Genomic DNA, 14,479 nt, shown 5'->3' on the forward strand with positions numbered 1-14,479 from the left:
CTTCGCTTTCCATGGGCACGACCTCAGCCTCCTTGCCCCGGCAAGGGGTATGCCGACGTTGTCCGCAAAGGACGGTTTTAGTCGGCCTTCATTTAGTCGCTTCTTCCGGGGTCTTCGGAACGTGCTGTTCCCATAGGAGTCTGCGTATTCTGCCTCCACTGGAAGAGGCTTTGCGATTAGAGTCTAAAGTGTTCCCTATGGCTAAGAAGCAATATCACAAGAAGTATTGATTAATCTACAGGTTAAAGCGAGCAAAACCTAGCGGAGGAAATACATGGAGACTCCAGCGGGAAAATCAACAGCTGAAGATCCCGCAGGAAGCGGTTTTTGCTTTCGAGGAAGCTGAAGCGTTGTCCGCGGAAAGCGAAGTGTATTTCCGGAGCGGCATCATAGCACTCAAATTTTATAAAAAGTACGTCGCATTTTAAAATAACTGCGATGGTAATGAGCAATAAAGTTTGCTAAAAGAGCCTTATTTATCCACAAACTGTGAATAGAATGTTTATAACATCAATATATTGTACGGAACATTTATTCTATAACTAAATAAATGCGAACATTTGTGCATATGTGGATAAAAATGTGGATAACTATTTGTTTTACTTAGGAATCTCTGTGTGTTAAATTATTTAGTATACGAAATATTAGAATACGAAATAAAGAAGGGGTAAATCATGGAGATGGACGAATTTCCGCAATCAGGTTCACAAATTGCACAACTGTTTCGCGAAATTAATGCAATAATGAATCAGCAGCTGCGTAAAGCGTTTTTTGGTCTGGGGATAACCCCGCCACAAATGATGGTATTACATTATTTATATAAGCATAATGATCGTAAGGTTAGTGATATTAGCAAGCATTTAAATTTAGCAGCAAGTACTGTATCAAGTATTCTGGACCGATTGGAACGAAGTGAACTTATTACACGCGAAAGGAACAAGGATGATAAACGAGTCGTGGAAATATCCTTATCGAATAAAGCAATTGAAATTAAAAAATCCATTAATACTGGAGTGTCGGAATTTATGGAAGATATGACACAGACTGCCAGTGAAGAAGAAGTTGAAAAAATTTTGAACGGCTTAATTTTAATGAAGGATGTACTAAAACGAAATGGCCTGGGGGAAGAGTCACATGACTAATATTGTGGAAGTAAATGACTTAAAAAAACATTATAAAGATTTCGAAGCCGTTAAAGGTGTCAACTTTACTGTGGAAGAGGGTGAGATATTTGGATTTCTGGGACCAAATGGTGCTGGAAAAAGTACGACTATCAATATGTTATCCACAATCAACAAACCCTCAAGTGGTGAAGCGATAATTAACGGATTCAATATTGTAACTGATAAGAATAAGGTACGTGAAAGCATTGGACTTATTTTTCAGGAGTCCACCCTTGATGAAAAACTGACAGCGAATGAAAATTTAATGCTCCACTGTCGTTTTTATAAAGTTCCTAAAGAGAAACGGGAAGACCGTATTCAGGAAGTGCTGGAGATAGTAGATCTGACAGAAAAGCGTAAGCAGGTTGTTGAAACATACTCAGGTGGGATGAAGCGCAGACTGGAAATAGCCCGAGGGTTACTGCATTATCCAAGGGTGTTATTTCTCGACGAACCAACTGTGGGACTTGATCCGCAAACCAGAAATCATATATGGGAGTATATTTTACGATTAAAGAAAAAGGCCGGCATCACCATATTTTTAACAACGCATTATATGGACGAGGCGGAAATCTGTGATCGAGTTGCCGTGATGGACCATGGTGAAATGATCGCGCTAGATACCCCTGAAAAGTTAAAAACAAATGTCGGCGGTGACATTATCGAAATCAGAACGGTTGATCACGAACAAGCAAAAGCTGAGATAGTAAAAAGCTATAACCTCGAGGTTAAGGAAGCGGATGATGCGTTAACGTTTCAGGTGGATAAAGGAAATGAATTTCTCGTTCAATTCATAAAGGAATTTTCAATCGGGATTTTAACCGTGAATTTACGCAGGCCAACATTAAATGATGTCTTCTTACACTTAACAGGTCGTGAAATCCGTGAAGAAACAGTATCGAAAAAAGATATTAAACATGCAATGAGGAGGGGTCACTAATGGAAGCAGTTTTCGCCGTATGGCAGCGGGATGTCATAAAGTTCTTCCGAGATAAAGGACGTTTAATTGGTTCATTTGCTATGCCATTTATGTTTTTGATTTTATTTGGCAGCGGAATGAGCGGTGCTATGCAAGCAATGCTTGGTGGCGATTCAAGTGGCGGTCCATTAGCTGACTTTGATTTTGTTGAGTTTATGTTCCCTGGGATTATTGGGATGACAGTTTTTAATACGGCAATCTTCTCTGCACTATCAGTTGTACAGGATAAGGAATTTGGCTATATGCGTGAAATACTTGTTTCACCAATGTCTCGTGTGTCAATCGCTATTGGAAAAGTTCTCGGTGGAACAACCGTTGCTGTTATACAAGGGTTGATGATGCTGATTTTTGTTCCATTTATCGGAGTCTCGATAACCTTTATGATGATCCTGCAGTTGATACCAATAATGTTTCTTGTAGCCTTCACTATATCTGCAATTGGATTATTAATCGCCAGTATATTGAAAACAGCACAAGGATTTCAAATGGTTATTCAAATTCTGTTATTCCCTATGCTATTTTTATCAGGTGCGATGTTCCCCTTAAACGGATTACCGTTATGGATGGATATCATTGTGAAAATAAATCCACTGACATACTCTGTTGATATGTTTAAGGAAATAATTCTGCAGCCCGAAACAATGAGTGCCCCACTGCGGCAGGCAATGGGACTGGATTTAATGATATTTGATCACATTATTACGTTTACAGAAGAGGTCGTTGTTGTAGGAGTTATTGGTGCTATTTTTGTAGTGTTTGCTACCATGAAGTTTTCCAACGCTGAATCGTAAAATACTAGGCAAGTGTTTTGCCGGGTGCATTCTGCCAAAGCAGTACGAGCAAGATTAGCATGACAATATCAAGCCTTGCTTCAAATGCAAAGGAAAGAAAGCCTTGGTTTGTTGTTAAAATAGGGAGTTTTGTCAGAAAAATAGCTGCTAAGATAATAAATATAAGTGCTGCAGTAGCGCGTTTAAGATACAGTCTGCTAACAATCAGTGCGCCGCACACTATTTCTGTGATGGCAACAAGGAAAAGAACTGATTCTGGATATGGTAATCCCAAATTGCTGAAAACTATTTTAAAGTCGTCAACAAGCAGCTTAAGAATTCCAGTCGTTATAAATACATAGCCTACTGCATAACAGATCCAATTTATCACAGGTAATTTCTTCATAAGTAGTACACCTCCAATTAGTATATATGTAATACATATGCAAGAACATAGACAACCTTGACAACCTTTTTCTGTGGCAAGTCTTGTGTATTGCCAAGCTTATTAATTAGACTTATAATTCCTGTAGATTAACTTAAAAAGGAAGTGCAACTCTTGATTCGACGTTTTTTTGCTTACTACAAGCCGCATCGACGTTTATTTATTATAGATTTCACAGCAGCAGTATTCGTAGCGTTATTGGAACTTGCTTTTCCGATTGCTGTGCAGGAATTTATTGATAGACTATTGCCAAAAGACAATTGGAATTTAATTATCGTAGTCAGCATTGGCTTATTATTGATTTATTTGCTAAGTACATTTTTGCAATATGTTGTGACGTATCTTGGCCATAAACTTGGAGTCAATATTGAAACAGATATGCGACAGGACTTGTTCCATCATGTTCAACGGCAGTCGTTTCGTTTTTTTGATAATACAAAAACAGGACATATAATGAGTCGGATCACTAACGATTTATTTGATATTGGAGAGCTGGCACACCATGGACCAGAGGACTTTTTCATTGCGATCATGACGTTCGTCGGCGCATTTTGGTATATGTTTTATCAGAATGCACAGCTGGCATGGATAATTTTAATTGCCGTACCGTTTTTAATCTTTCTGATTGCTTACAGTAACATTAAAATGAATAAGGCCTGGCGGGCAATGTACCATGATATTGCAGAGGTGAACGCAAGGGTTGAAGATGCTGTTTCGGGGGTCAGAGTTGTACAATCATTTACAAATGAAAAATTTGAAATGGACCGTTTTACAAAAGATAATTACAGTTTTCGTAAAGCAAAAGTCGGAGCCTACAAAGTAATGGCATTTGTCCATTCGAACATATACATGATGATGCGCCTGATCGTTATAATCGTGTTAGTAGTTGGTGCATGGCTTAGCTTTAACGATGAAATTACAACGGGAGAACTAGTCGGTTTTGTGCTGCTTGTCAATGTGTTGTTCAAGCCAATTGAGAAAATTAGCGCCTTGCTCGAGTTATACCCAAAAGGAATGGCAGGCTTTAAGCGCTTTATCGATTTATTGGACATAGAACCAGATGTCGTAAACCGTGACGGCGCAAACTCAGTCAATTCGTTAAAAGGAAACATCTCATTCGACGACGTTACGTTTGGTTATGAAAAGACGCAAGCACCTGTCCTCAAATCTCTTAGCCTTAATATTCATTCAGGCGAAACAGTTGCGTTTGTCGGACCGTCCGGAGCTGGTAAAACAACAATTTGTTCGCTTATTCCAAGGTTTTATGATGTTGATGATGGGAGCATTAAGATTGATGGACTGGATCTTAGAGACATGACGAAAGAATCGTTACGGAATCAAATAGGTGTTGTGCAGCAGGATGTATTTTTATTTACCGGTACATTAAGAGATAATATTGCCTATGGAAAGCTTGATGCAACTAACGAGGAAATTGAGCATGCTGCAAAACAAGCACATATGGAGGAATTTATACAAGAACTGCCGGATGGCTATGAGACGCAAGTTGGTGAACGCGGCTTGAAGTTATCAGGAGGTCAGAAGCAACGTATTGCGATTGCACGCATGTTCTTAAAGAACCCACCGATCCTAATTTTAGATGAAGCAACTTCAGCCCTGGATACAGAAACGGAAACGATAATCCAAAAAGCATTAACAGAACTTACGAAAGACAGAACTACACTGATAATTGCCCACCGATTAGCAACCATTAAAAATGCCGATAGGATCATGGTTGTAACCAAGGATGGTATTGAAGAAGAAGGAAGTCATGAGGAATTATTGAAGCGTGATGGGATATTTGCTCATCTGCATAAGGTGCAGATGCGATAAGATAAATTCATTCTCACTAATCATCCCTTTGGAAAAAGGGTTAGATGATCAAGCATTTTTGAAGGCACTTCTTTCGTAAATGTAGTGTGAAAAATAACAATTTGTTTAAAAACAGCCTTGTAGAAAGATGTATATGCACTCTAATTTATATACTCCTGTCAATTAAATTAAATGACAAAATAAGACCACATTCTTTACTTGGAATGTGGTCTTTAGCATGTTTTCGATTTTTCAAAATCTAGCCATCAATCAAAATAAGAGCTGTAATCACGTCTTTCGTGCTGGACAGATACCCATTGCACAGTCGTGAATTCCTCAAGAACCCAATCCCCATTAAATCGACCAAGGCCAGACTCTTTTTCCCCGCCAAATGGGACGTGGGACTCGTCATTAATCGATTGATCATTGACATGAACCATACCCGTATGGAGCCTTCTAGCGATGTTTACCCCGTGTTCTAATGAACCAGAATGTACGGCACCGCTTAAGCCATAAGGTGAATCGTTGGCGATGTCAACGGCCTCATCTACATCTTTATATGAAATAATCGGAGCGACCGGGCCAAATATTTCATTTTTAGCGATTGGCATATCATTCGTTACATTCACGAGAACCGTGGGCTCAAGAATATTTCCATTGACTTCTCCGCCTAACACTTTATGGGCCCCTTGATTGATGCTTAATTCGAGGTCCTCTAGAATGCCATTCAGTTGATCGCTATTAATCACCGGCCCGACATTGGTCTTAGTATCATCTGGATCGCCGACTTTAAGATTACTTACTTTATTTTTGAAGGCCTCAAGAAACTCATCATACCTTGATTCGGGAACTAGAATGCGGTTGGCGGCGATACACACCTGCCCTTGATGCAAAAACTTGCCGAAAACGGCTGATTCCACCGCTTCTTCAATATTCGCATCTTCAAGCATGATGAAGACATTGTTTCCACCAAGTTCCAGGGCAGTTTTCTTTAAGGTTCGGCCAGCTAATTCTCCAATATGACGACCGACTTCAGTTGAACCAGTAAATGAAATAAACGATGGAATCGGATGCGTTACCATATGGTCGCCAATTTCAGACCCTCGCCCAACGACAACATTAAGCAAACCGCCGGGTAGTCCTGCCTCTTCAAACAATTTAGCAATTAATAACCCGCCGGTGACAGGAGTTTCAGTCGCTGGTTTGATCACAACTCCATTACCCGTTGCTATAGCCGCCGCGACAGATCGCATGGTCAAATGCAACGGGAAATTCCACGGGCTAATGACACCAATAACCCCAAGGGGCCCACGATACACCCGGTTTTCTTTCCCAGCTGTTTTAGAGGGGGCAATCAATCCTGTCATACGCAATGGATAACCGGCCGCTTCTCTAATGTCGCTATAAGCTGCTTGAAATTCGACCATCGATTTAATCCTTGTACTGCCAGACTCTTTAACTAACCAGTTAATAATCTCTTCCTGGTTTTCGAGCATCAGATTTGCCGCTTTCTCGAGAATCTTTTGCCTAGCCTGTGGCAATGCTTGTGTCCATTCTTTTTGAACTTTTTGTGCGGATTCATAAGCTTCATTTAAATCTTCAGCTGTTCCCCCTTGAATCTCAACAATCGTCTCTTGTGTATAGGGATTGATATCCGTAACGGTTCTATCACTCTTTCCTTCTCGCCACTCGCCGGAAATATATAGGGTGCTAAAGTCTGAAAACATATTATTTCGCTCCTTTGTCCTGCTGTGTTTCACTTAAGTTGTGCTTCTTGAATACTCTTTAGTTTTACCACTGTCCCCACCTGTTCCTGCGTGAATCAACATCCAATCGCCTTCCTTGATATTAGAGAAGTCAACGAGACATTGCTACGATGTAAATCTTGCAAGAGGGATTGTTATATAAGTTGAGTGATGAAATCATATTGTGTGATATCAAATCGTAAAGCCTAATTTAATAGTGCCGTTCTTTCTTCAAAAAGTCACTTATTGAAAACAATTATCTCTTTTCAAGTGCTTTAACTAATTCTTCTCCCATGAGTTCAGAAGAGAATGGGTCCCGGCTTGTTACAATTTGATTGTCTGCCCATACAGCATGAGCTTTTTGGTTAAGGTCACCTTTATCATAGTTTGCGATTTCTGCCATTTCTTGTTCAAGGCTGAATGGAAGAATATCCAATAACCCTTCTGGTTCGATTTCATCCGGGTACCCCGTTACTTTCTTACCTGCAATAATACTTTCTCCATCAGGGCGTGTTGTCCAAATCAGTGGGGCTGGTCCATGACATTCCGCAGCGACTATTCCTTCATTATCATAAATCGTATTGATGATACGATGTAAATCCTCATTTTTTGCAAGGTCATACATGGCACCATGACCGCCAATAACTAAAACTACATCATAATCTGTTGGGTTTACCTCTGAAAGCTTTTGCGTTTCATCTGCTTTCCCTGATTCATACAGCTCCTTATACGTTCCTTCGGGGTCATATTCCTCACTAATACTTACTTGATCAATGTCAGGTTTTCCCCCAAGCGGTGAAGCTAAATCAACTAGATGACCGGACTTTTCCAGAATTTCCATCGGTGCAAATAATTCTTCGCCCCACCAACCTGTATGGTAATTATTTTCTTCATCTTTATATCCACTTGATAATACTGCTAACACTTTTGCCATTTTGTATTCCTCCTAAGCTGTTGAACTATCGTCTATCCCTAAGGTCTCAAAATTACATCAGGACTTATTATTTTTTTCTGGTTCAAATTATTATTTGAATGGAATTAGTTGAAGTTATACGAATAACCTCCTTTTATAAACATTGCTTATTATGCACTAATGAAATTAAGATAATTCATAATAACCTTGTTATAAGGTTATTTCGCATTATATACCCCTAACAGTAATTCCGTCTAAAAAAGTGCTTACACTATCAAACAACTACTTAGATTTGTAACACTTTTGTAAATCATTTTATTTTGGGCATACCACTTTATGGTTATGTTCGAGGAAAAAGTTGATTTGACCTATTTGAAAGTAAGTGATGGGCAAGTGATAAGCCAAATTATCTAAGTTATCCCCAAAATCCTGTGGATAGCCTGTGCATAAGTTGTTGATTTTAGGTGATTAGAATAATTTTTTGTTAAACTGAGGATAATCATTAAATTATTTATAAGGAGGAGAGATAATGGAACGGTTAAGTGAAGAGCAAATTACAAAGGAACTTGAAAATTTGCCTGATTGGAAACGACTTGATGAAAAGTGGATTGAACGCAAATATCGTTTCAAAAACTTTTTAAATGGTGTAAGGGTTGTTGATCAAATAGCAGCATACGCAGAACAAAAACAGCATCACCCTTTTATTTCGATTGATTATAAAGTTGTCACTGTAAAAATTTCATCGTGGCAAATGAAGGGATTAACGGATTTGGATTTCGAGATGGTTAATCACTTTGACGAACTTTATGATCAGGCAGAAAAATGACCACAACACTTTGTCGATATTTCCCGGGAAATGACGAATCCCCTCCGGCTTTGGCTAGAGGGGTTTTATAATAGAATCTAGGTTAAGCCAATCATTTCAATAAAATCATCAATTTCTCCATAAAAACGCTCGACACCATGGACATAGTAAAATGTTGAAGCAGTTGTTTTGTCTATAATGTCAGTGGAATAAATATAAACACGTTTTTCTAATGCAAGCGCCATTCCTAGTTCTGTGTGACTGCTTTTACCACCAGGCAGCAAAAGAATGAAGAAGTCACAGTTAAGAACTGCTTCTTTTTCAAGTTTGCCAATTCTACTGAGTTCTTTCTCAGTTGTTGCTCGCTGGTTCCGTGTCCAGTCATATGTAAGGTTATAACCCCTGGACTGGAGTTTTTGTGTAACATATTGTACTTGCGCCTTATTTGCAAATCCTGAAGCGACGTAAAAATTCATCAGTTACGGCTCTCCCATTCAATCGCGAGCATTCCATAAATAACATGATCCACATAGTGATCGTATAGCCACTCTGCCTGACGTATTTGTCCTTCTTTTACAAAACCTAGCCGTTCAGGAATTGCTCTGCTCCGCTTATTGTCATAAGCAGCACGGATTTCCACACGGTTCATTTCGAGCGTATGGAATGCATAATCGATCAAGCCGCTTGTAGCACGTGTCATGATCCCATGGCCTTGGTAATTCGCCCCCAGCCAATATCCAATAGAAGCAATGCGGTTTCTCCAATTGAAATTATTAAACCCAGCCACACCAGCAAGTGACCCCTTGTAATAAATTCCTGTCGTCATACCCTTTTTCTCATCATAGTTTGTCAAAGTAGAATCAATGAATTCTTTTGAATCAGCAACTGTTGTTGTGTTATCTACCCATGCGAGCCATTCACGCAATGTATCTCGAGAAGTATCGGTTAATTGGAATAAGGACTCAGCATCATTGCTATCCAGGAATTTCAAGGTAATATCTTCATCTACTTCATAAAAGAACATTTGGATCACTCCTCCTGTAACGGTTTAAAAGTTATTCTATCATAAACATAAGTGCTTTTCTTTAAAAATTAAAAGAATGATATAGAAAAAATCCGAACTAAGATTCAAAATTCTTGAAGTAGAATTCGAATCAGTTTGGATTTATCTTATGAGTGCTATGACGCCTCTTCGGAAATACACTTCGCGCACATAGGGCAACGCTTCAGCTTCCTCGGAAGTCCTGTGGTATCTTCAGCTGTTTGCTTCGACGAACAGGACGTTCTAGTACCGGCGTTGGTCACAGGACGTGACCGGTTTTAGCCGGTGACCCGTAGGATTCTTCGTGAATTTCCTCCGCGGTGTTTTGCTCACTAGAACTTAAAAAACAAGATTTTATTAACGGGTTCCGTTTCCTATCACAAACATTAAGAATGTAATGTAAAATGACTATCAAATTCGTATGCAAATAGACATACATAAAATTACCAATAAATTGGGAGTTGTTTTATTTTCGCTTGATTTCACAAGGTATTCAGAATATTTATGTTAAAATAAATGCAACGATGGTGAACCATTACACTTAAACGTAGCAGGTTAGTAAAACAAGGAGATACGATAGAAACAATATAGGGGGGAGGAAAAATACAATGATTAAGGCGGCTATTTTTGATTTAGATAAAACCTTACTTAATAGGGGTGAGGCAATAGAGCAGATGTTTTTTAAGATTTTAGATAAGTGTTATGAGGATGTTAAACATTCAATAAAAAATGAAATGTTGAAGAAATTCAAAGGATATGATAACAAAAGCTATGGTCATAATGATAAAACAAAAGTTTTTGCATCATTTTTTGATGAATTCCCACCAAAATATAGATTGCCACACAATGACATTCAAGATTTTTGGAATAATAATTTTCCTAATTGTTTTACAATAAACCCAAATACTATACATATAGTAAATATACTAAAGATGCAAGTTAAAGTTGCAATTATAACAAATGGCTCAACTCAGAGACAAAAAGCTAAAATAAATAATACTAATTTAAATAGTTGTTTTGAAATAATAATTGTTTCCGAAGAAGTGGGATATAGTAAACCTGACAAACGCATATTTGAATTAGCACTAAATAAGCTTAATATAAAACCCGAAGACGCATTATTCGTTGGAGATGACCTAGAAAAAGATATTGGTGGTTGTCAAAATGCAAATATAAAGGGCATATGGTTCAATCCTCATAAGTACAAGAATGATACCGACATAAAACCATATGCCGAGGTCAATACTTTTGATGAATTATTAAGTTATTTTTCATAATGACTATTGAACTAACTGGTGCAAGAGTTAAACAAGGAGTTTGTACGAAGGCACCTTGTTCTTATTGTATTAACGTGACAGGGAAAGGGTTGAATTTGGCGAAATTAGTATAGTATCTAATGTTTTAGGAGGCACATAATGGAGTTTTATAAATTCAATAAAGACAGTGGGAAAGCGATTTCGAAATTCAATTCAGATTTTATTATGTCTCGAATTATCCAAACTGAAATGGTTACTCATATAGGTTGTATGCACTTAGAAGAAAATGGTGTTATAGGCTACCACCAAGCAGTAACACCTCAACTTCTCTTGATTATGAATGGTGAAGGATATGTTCGAGGTGAACCAGAAGAATATTTCAAAGTTCAGTCGGGAGATGCTGTATTTTGGAAGAAGGATCAATGGCATGAAACTAAAACAGATAAAGGGTTAACTGCTATAGTGATTGAAAGTGAAGAATTAAATCCATCATCTTTCATGCCTATGAAGAAATAGACGTTGTTCAACTATAGGGTGCTTTCCGTGAATAAGGGATTGCACTCCTTGTTCAACTATAGACCCAGTTTTATTGAATAAGAACGCAAAAAAAGGTATTAATTTCCTAATAGTAGAAATTAGCTATTAAATTCTTTAAAGGGAGTGTACTTATATGTTTGAAAGGATAGACACTGTATGTATAACGGTTAGTAGTGTGGAGCAATCAAGTATTTGGTACCAGGAATTAGGTTTTAAAGTAGCTTTCAAAGGAGAAGGTTATCAAGTATTCACGATTGGAAATAGTGGCGTTCCATTAACTATCGAAGAAGGAAGTGTATCTTTGCAAGAGAACTCAACTTATCCGATTTTTTTCACTACTGATATTAAAAATACATATTCAAAGATAAAAGAAAAAGGTGTAGAAGTAACTGAATTAAAAGATGATGGTGACAATAAGTTTTTTGATTTTTTCGACTTAGATAATAATAAATTGCAGGTTTGTTTTTGGGAATAAAGCAGAAAATCCCTATATTCTAATTTCAACTATCGGTGTTAGTTCAAGAAGCAGTTGAAAATAAATAGAAGAAAAATCTCAGTTCACTGAACTGAGATTTTTAATTATAAATATCACTACAAGTGCGATGCAAATAGTTATACAAATTTAGTAACATCCATAGTTTACAGCTCAGTTTATATCAACTACGGATTAGATACAACTAGCCTAACCTATCCTATTATTATTCGTCCTTAAAGTGAAAAGTTTTAGTTATGTGCCAGCCTCATTCATTTAATCCATGAAGCTGTCTAAGCCCACCACATCTCTCCAACAGACTCTTTTACCATAACGGGTTTCAGGTTCTCAACAGCTTTGGTGAACCCTTCATCAATGGACATTAATCCATCCTCATGTTCAATGCTAACGACATAATCATAGTCCATAAGACGTAATGTGCTGACAATGTCTGCCCAGGTTTTCACGTCATGGCCAAAGCCAACCGTTCTGAAATACCAAGCACGATCACGCATTTCTGAGTAGTCGGTCATATCAGTGAGCCCATTTCGATTCATGTTTTGCTGGTCGATTATGGTATCTTTTGCATGGAAGTGATGGATCGCATTTTCACGCCCCAGAATTTTAATTGCCTCTACAGGATCAATCCCTTGCCACCACATGTGACTCGGGTCAAGGTTGGCACCAATTGCTGGACCGCATGCTTCACGTAAACGCAGCATGTTACCTGGTGTATGTACCGAAAAACCACCATGAAGTTCTAAACCGATTTTTACATTATGAGCCACTGCCAGATCATTTTTATCCTTCCAATATGGAATCAATTTTTGTTCCCATTGCCATTTCAACACTTCCTGAAAGTCATGTGGCCATGGTGTTACAGGCCAGTTTGGATACAGTGCTCCTTCATGATCGCCAGGACAGCCTGAGAACGTATTTACAACTGGAACATCAAGCTTGGAAGCGAGTCGTATTGTCTTGTTCAATAATTCATCTGCAGGTTCGGCAATTTTCTTTTGAGGATGAAGTGCATTGCCATGACAGCTTAGAGCACTTATTTCTAGCCCATATTCCGTGATCTTCTGTTTAAATTGCTGCAGCTTGGTCTCATCATTTAATAGTTCATCAACCTTACAATGTGCATCCCCTGGGAATCCACCGGTACCTAACTCAATTGCTTCAAGTCCTTTTGAGGAAACATAACGTAACATATCATCAAAAGTCTTATCGGAGAATAATACTGTAAAAACACCTAATTTCAATGAAATGACCTCCTATAATATAATTATCAGAATATACTGCCTTGTAATCCATTACATTACTAACATATATAATTTATCCTATTAAATCAATAGTTTTATATAAATTAAATATTTGTATTGACAGATAAATTGATATCGATTACTATAAAAATTGTAAACGATTTCAGTGAAATAGTAAATTGATATGATGGAAAGTAGGACATACAAGATGGCAAACATCCAGCAGGTTGCTAAACAAGCAGGAGTTTCCGTAGCAACAGTGTCCAGGGTATTAAATGGGCAAAGTACGGTAACCGCGAGAACAAGAATTAAAGTAGAAGATGCAATTAAAAAATTAAATTATGAACCTAGTTTGCTGGGGAGAAACCTACGAAACTCGGAAAGCCGAATTCTTTTAATTCTAATACCGAAGATTGCAAATCCATTTTATTTGGACATAATTAATGGAATTGAAACTGCAGCATTAAGTCAGAATTACAATATCCTTTTATGTGAGACGGATTCTAATCCTGAGCGGGAAAATATTTACTTTGATCTTGTGAGGAAAAAAATGGCTGATGGGATAATTTCGATGGATCCGGCTGTAAATATTGACACGTTAAATGAACTGGCCGAGCGTCATGCAATTATCCAATGCAGCGAATACTCAGAAGGTAGCGGAATACCATATGTGACAATTGATAATGAGGAAGCCGCATACCGAGCTGTAAAACATTTAATAAAAATTGGGCATGAAAATATTGCTTTAATAAATACAGATGAAAAATACTTATATGCACGGCAACGTAAAGCAGGATACAGGAAGGCATTGGAAGAACACAACATACCGGTTAATGAAGACCACATTTATTACACGCAGCAATTAGGATTTGAGTATGGTCAGCAGGCAATGAAGAAAATATTAGGCTCAAAAAACCGTCCGACAGCACTTTTCGCAGTATCAGACTTATTAGCAATTGGGGCATTAAAGGAAATAAACAGCTATGGCCTGAGTGTACCTGATGATATTGCAGTTGTAGGGTTTGATAAGATCGATTTTTCCAATATGACAAATCCCACACTAACGACAATCGCACAGCCAATGCACAGGATGGGTACGATAGCCGCAGAGATGCTGATTGACAAGATAAAAGGTGCAGATGTTGAAAGTATAATTTTAGACCATGAACTCGTTATTCGCGAATCTACATCAGGATAACACAGCTAAGAGTAGCGCTCTGTTATTGAATAGTATTTTGATAATAGAGCGCTGGCCTTAGATGTTGATGTAATCGATTACAT

The 14,479-nt window shown here is 38.0% G+C and carries 15 protein-coding genes; 9 read left to right on the forward strand and 6 right to left on the reverse strand.

The annotated features are described in order from the left end of the window. Window positions 1–674: 674 nt before the first annotated feature. From ACE1TG_RS12595 to ACE1TG_RS12605, 3 genes are read left to right on the forward strand one after another with little or no spacing between them, the layout of a single operon-like run. Window positions 675–1,142 carry a MarR family winged helix-turn-helix transcriptional regulator gene (locus ACE1TG_RS12595; protein WP_375052738.1) on the forward strand — a complete coding sequence of 156 codons (468 nt, stop codon included), beginning with the start codon at window positions 675–677 and terminating at the stop codon, window positions 1,140–1,142. Next, window positions 1,135–2,103: an ATP-binding cassette domain-containing protein gene (locus ACE1TG_RS12600; RefSeq protein WP_375052739.1), complete on the forward strand. Its 969-nt coding sequence runs from the start codon at window positions 1,135–1,137 to the stop codon at window positions 2,101–2,103. Before ACE1TG_RS12595 ends, ACE1TG_RS12600 begins: the two co-directional genes overlap by 8 nt. Continuing rightward, window positions 2,103–2,933: an ABC transporter permease gene (locus ACE1TG_RS12605; RefSeq protein ID WP_375052740.1), complete on the forward strand. Its 831-nt coding sequence runs from the start codon at window positions 2,103–2,105 to the stop codon at window positions 2,931–2,933. The genes ACE1TG_RS12600 and ACE1TG_RS12605 overlap by 1 nt, the downstream gene beginning before the upstream one ends. Window positions 2,934–2,937: 4 nt before the next feature. On the opposite strand, the gene ACE1TG_RS12610 is transcribed toward ACE1TG_RS12605, so the two are convergent. Further along, the gene (locus tag ACE1TG_RS12610; protein ID WP_375052741.1) at window positions 2,938–3,318 is read right to left on the reverse strand and encodes a DoxX family protein; all 381 of its coding nucleotides are present in this window, start codon (window positions 3,316–3,318) and stop codon (window positions 2,938–2,940) included. 153 nt (window positions 3,319–3,471) lie between these two features. Here ACE1TG_RS12610 and ACE1TG_RS12615 point away from each other — a divergent pair, with 153 nt between their 5' ends. Continuing rightward, on the forward strand, window positions 3,472–5,187 hold the full coding sequence (locus tag ACE1TG_RS12615) for an ABC transporter ATP-binding protein (protein ID WP_375052742.1): 1,716 nt from the start codon (window positions 3,472–3,474) through the stop codon (window positions 5,185–5,187). 245 nt (window positions 5,188–5,432) lie between these two features. On the opposite strand, the gene ACE1TG_RS12620 is transcribed toward ACE1TG_RS12615, so the two are convergent. Both ACE1TG_RS12620 and ACE1TG_RS12625 read right to left on the reverse strand, forming a co-directional pair. Further along, on the reverse strand, window positions 5,433–6,893 hold the full coding sequence (locus tag ACE1TG_RS12620) for an aldehyde dehydrogenase family protein (protein ID WP_375052743.1): 1,461 nt from the start codon (window positions 6,891–6,893) through the stop codon (window positions 5,433–5,435). Between the two features lie 274 nt (window positions 6,894–7,167). Beyond that, complete coding sequence (locus ACE1TG_RS12625; RefSeq protein ID WP_375052744.1) at window positions 7,168–7,845, reverse strand: type 1 glutamine amidotransferase domain-containing protein; 678 nt, start codon at window positions 7,843–7,845, stop codon at window positions 7,168–7,170. Between the two features lie 508 nt (window positions 7,846–8,353). Here ACE1TG_RS12625 and ACE1TG_RS12630 point away from each other — a divergent pair. After that, window positions 8,354–8,650, forward strand: a complete 297-nt coding sequence (locus ACE1TG_RS12630; protein WP_375052745.1) for a 4a-hydroxytetrahydrobiopterin dehydratase — start codon at window positions 8,354–8,356, stop codon at window positions 8,648–8,650. Window positions 8,651–8,727: 77 nt separating this feature from the next. Here ACE1TG_RS12630 and ACE1TG_RS12635 read toward each other — a convergent pair whose 3' ends face one another. Then, a complete protein-coding gene (locus tag ACE1TG_RS12635) occupies window positions 8,728–9,105 on the reverse strand; it encodes a nucleoside 2-deoxyribosyltransferase (protein WP_375052746.1) in 378 nt (125 codons plus the stop codon). Then, the gene (locus tag ACE1TG_RS12640; RefSeq protein WP_375052747.1) at window positions 9,105–9,653 is read right to left on the reverse strand and encodes a GNAT family N-acetyltransferase; all 549 of its coding nucleotides are present in this window, start codon (window positions 9,651–9,653) and stop codon (window positions 9,105–9,107) included. Before ACE1TG_RS12640 ends, ACE1TG_RS12635 begins: the two co-directional genes overlap by 1 nt. A 626-nt stretch (window positions 9,654–10,279) precedes the next feature. Here ACE1TG_RS12640 and ACE1TG_RS12645 point away from each other — a divergent pair. The 3 genes from ACE1TG_RS12645 to ACE1TG_RS12655 all read left to right on the forward strand — a co-directional run bounded on the left by ACE1TG_RS12645 (window position 10,280) and on the right by ACE1TG_RS12655 (window position 11,939). Next, entirely contained in the window at window positions 10,280–10,948 is a 669-nt protein-coding gene (locus ACE1TG_RS12645) for an HAD family hydrolase (RefSeq protein ID WP_375052748.1), read from the forward strand. Between the two features lie 138 nt (window positions 10,949–11,086). Next, entirely contained in the window at window positions 11,087–11,443 is a 357-nt protein-coding gene (locus ACE1TG_RS12650) for a cupin (protein WP_375052749.1), read from the forward strand. Between the two features lie 154 nt (window positions 11,444–11,597). After that, on the forward strand, window positions 11,598–11,939 hold the full coding sequence (locus ACE1TG_RS12655; RefSeq protein WP_375052750.1) for a VOC family protein: 342 nt from the start codon (window positions 11,598–11,600) through the stop codon (window positions 11,937–11,939). A gap of 290 nt (window positions 11,940–12,229) precedes the next feature. Here ACE1TG_RS12655 and ACE1TG_RS12660 read toward each other — a convergent pair whose 3' ends face one another. Further along, the gene (locus ACE1TG_RS12660; protein WP_375052751.1) at window positions 12,230–13,198 is read right to left on the reverse strand and encodes a sugar phosphate isomerase/epimerase family protein; all 969 of its coding nucleotides are present in this window, start codon (window positions 13,196–13,198) and stop codon (window positions 12,230–12,232) included. 208 nt (window positions 13,199–13,406) lie between these two features. Between ACE1TG_RS12660 and ACE1TG_RS12665 the strand changes: the two genes are divergently transcribed. Further along, window positions 13,407–14,396, forward strand: coding sequence for a LacI family DNA-binding transcriptional regulator (locus ACE1TG_RS12665; RefSeq protein ID WP_375052782.1), 990 nt, complete (start codon window positions 13,407–13,409; stop codon window positions 14,394–14,396). Window positions 14,397–14,479 lie beyond the last annotated feature (83 nt).

The sequence above is a fragment of the Virgibacillus sp. JSM 102003 genome (assembly GCF_041949995.1).
In the GTDB taxonomy this organism is placed as follows: Bacteria; Bacillota; Bacilli; order Bacillales; family Amphibacillaceae; genus Lentibacillus.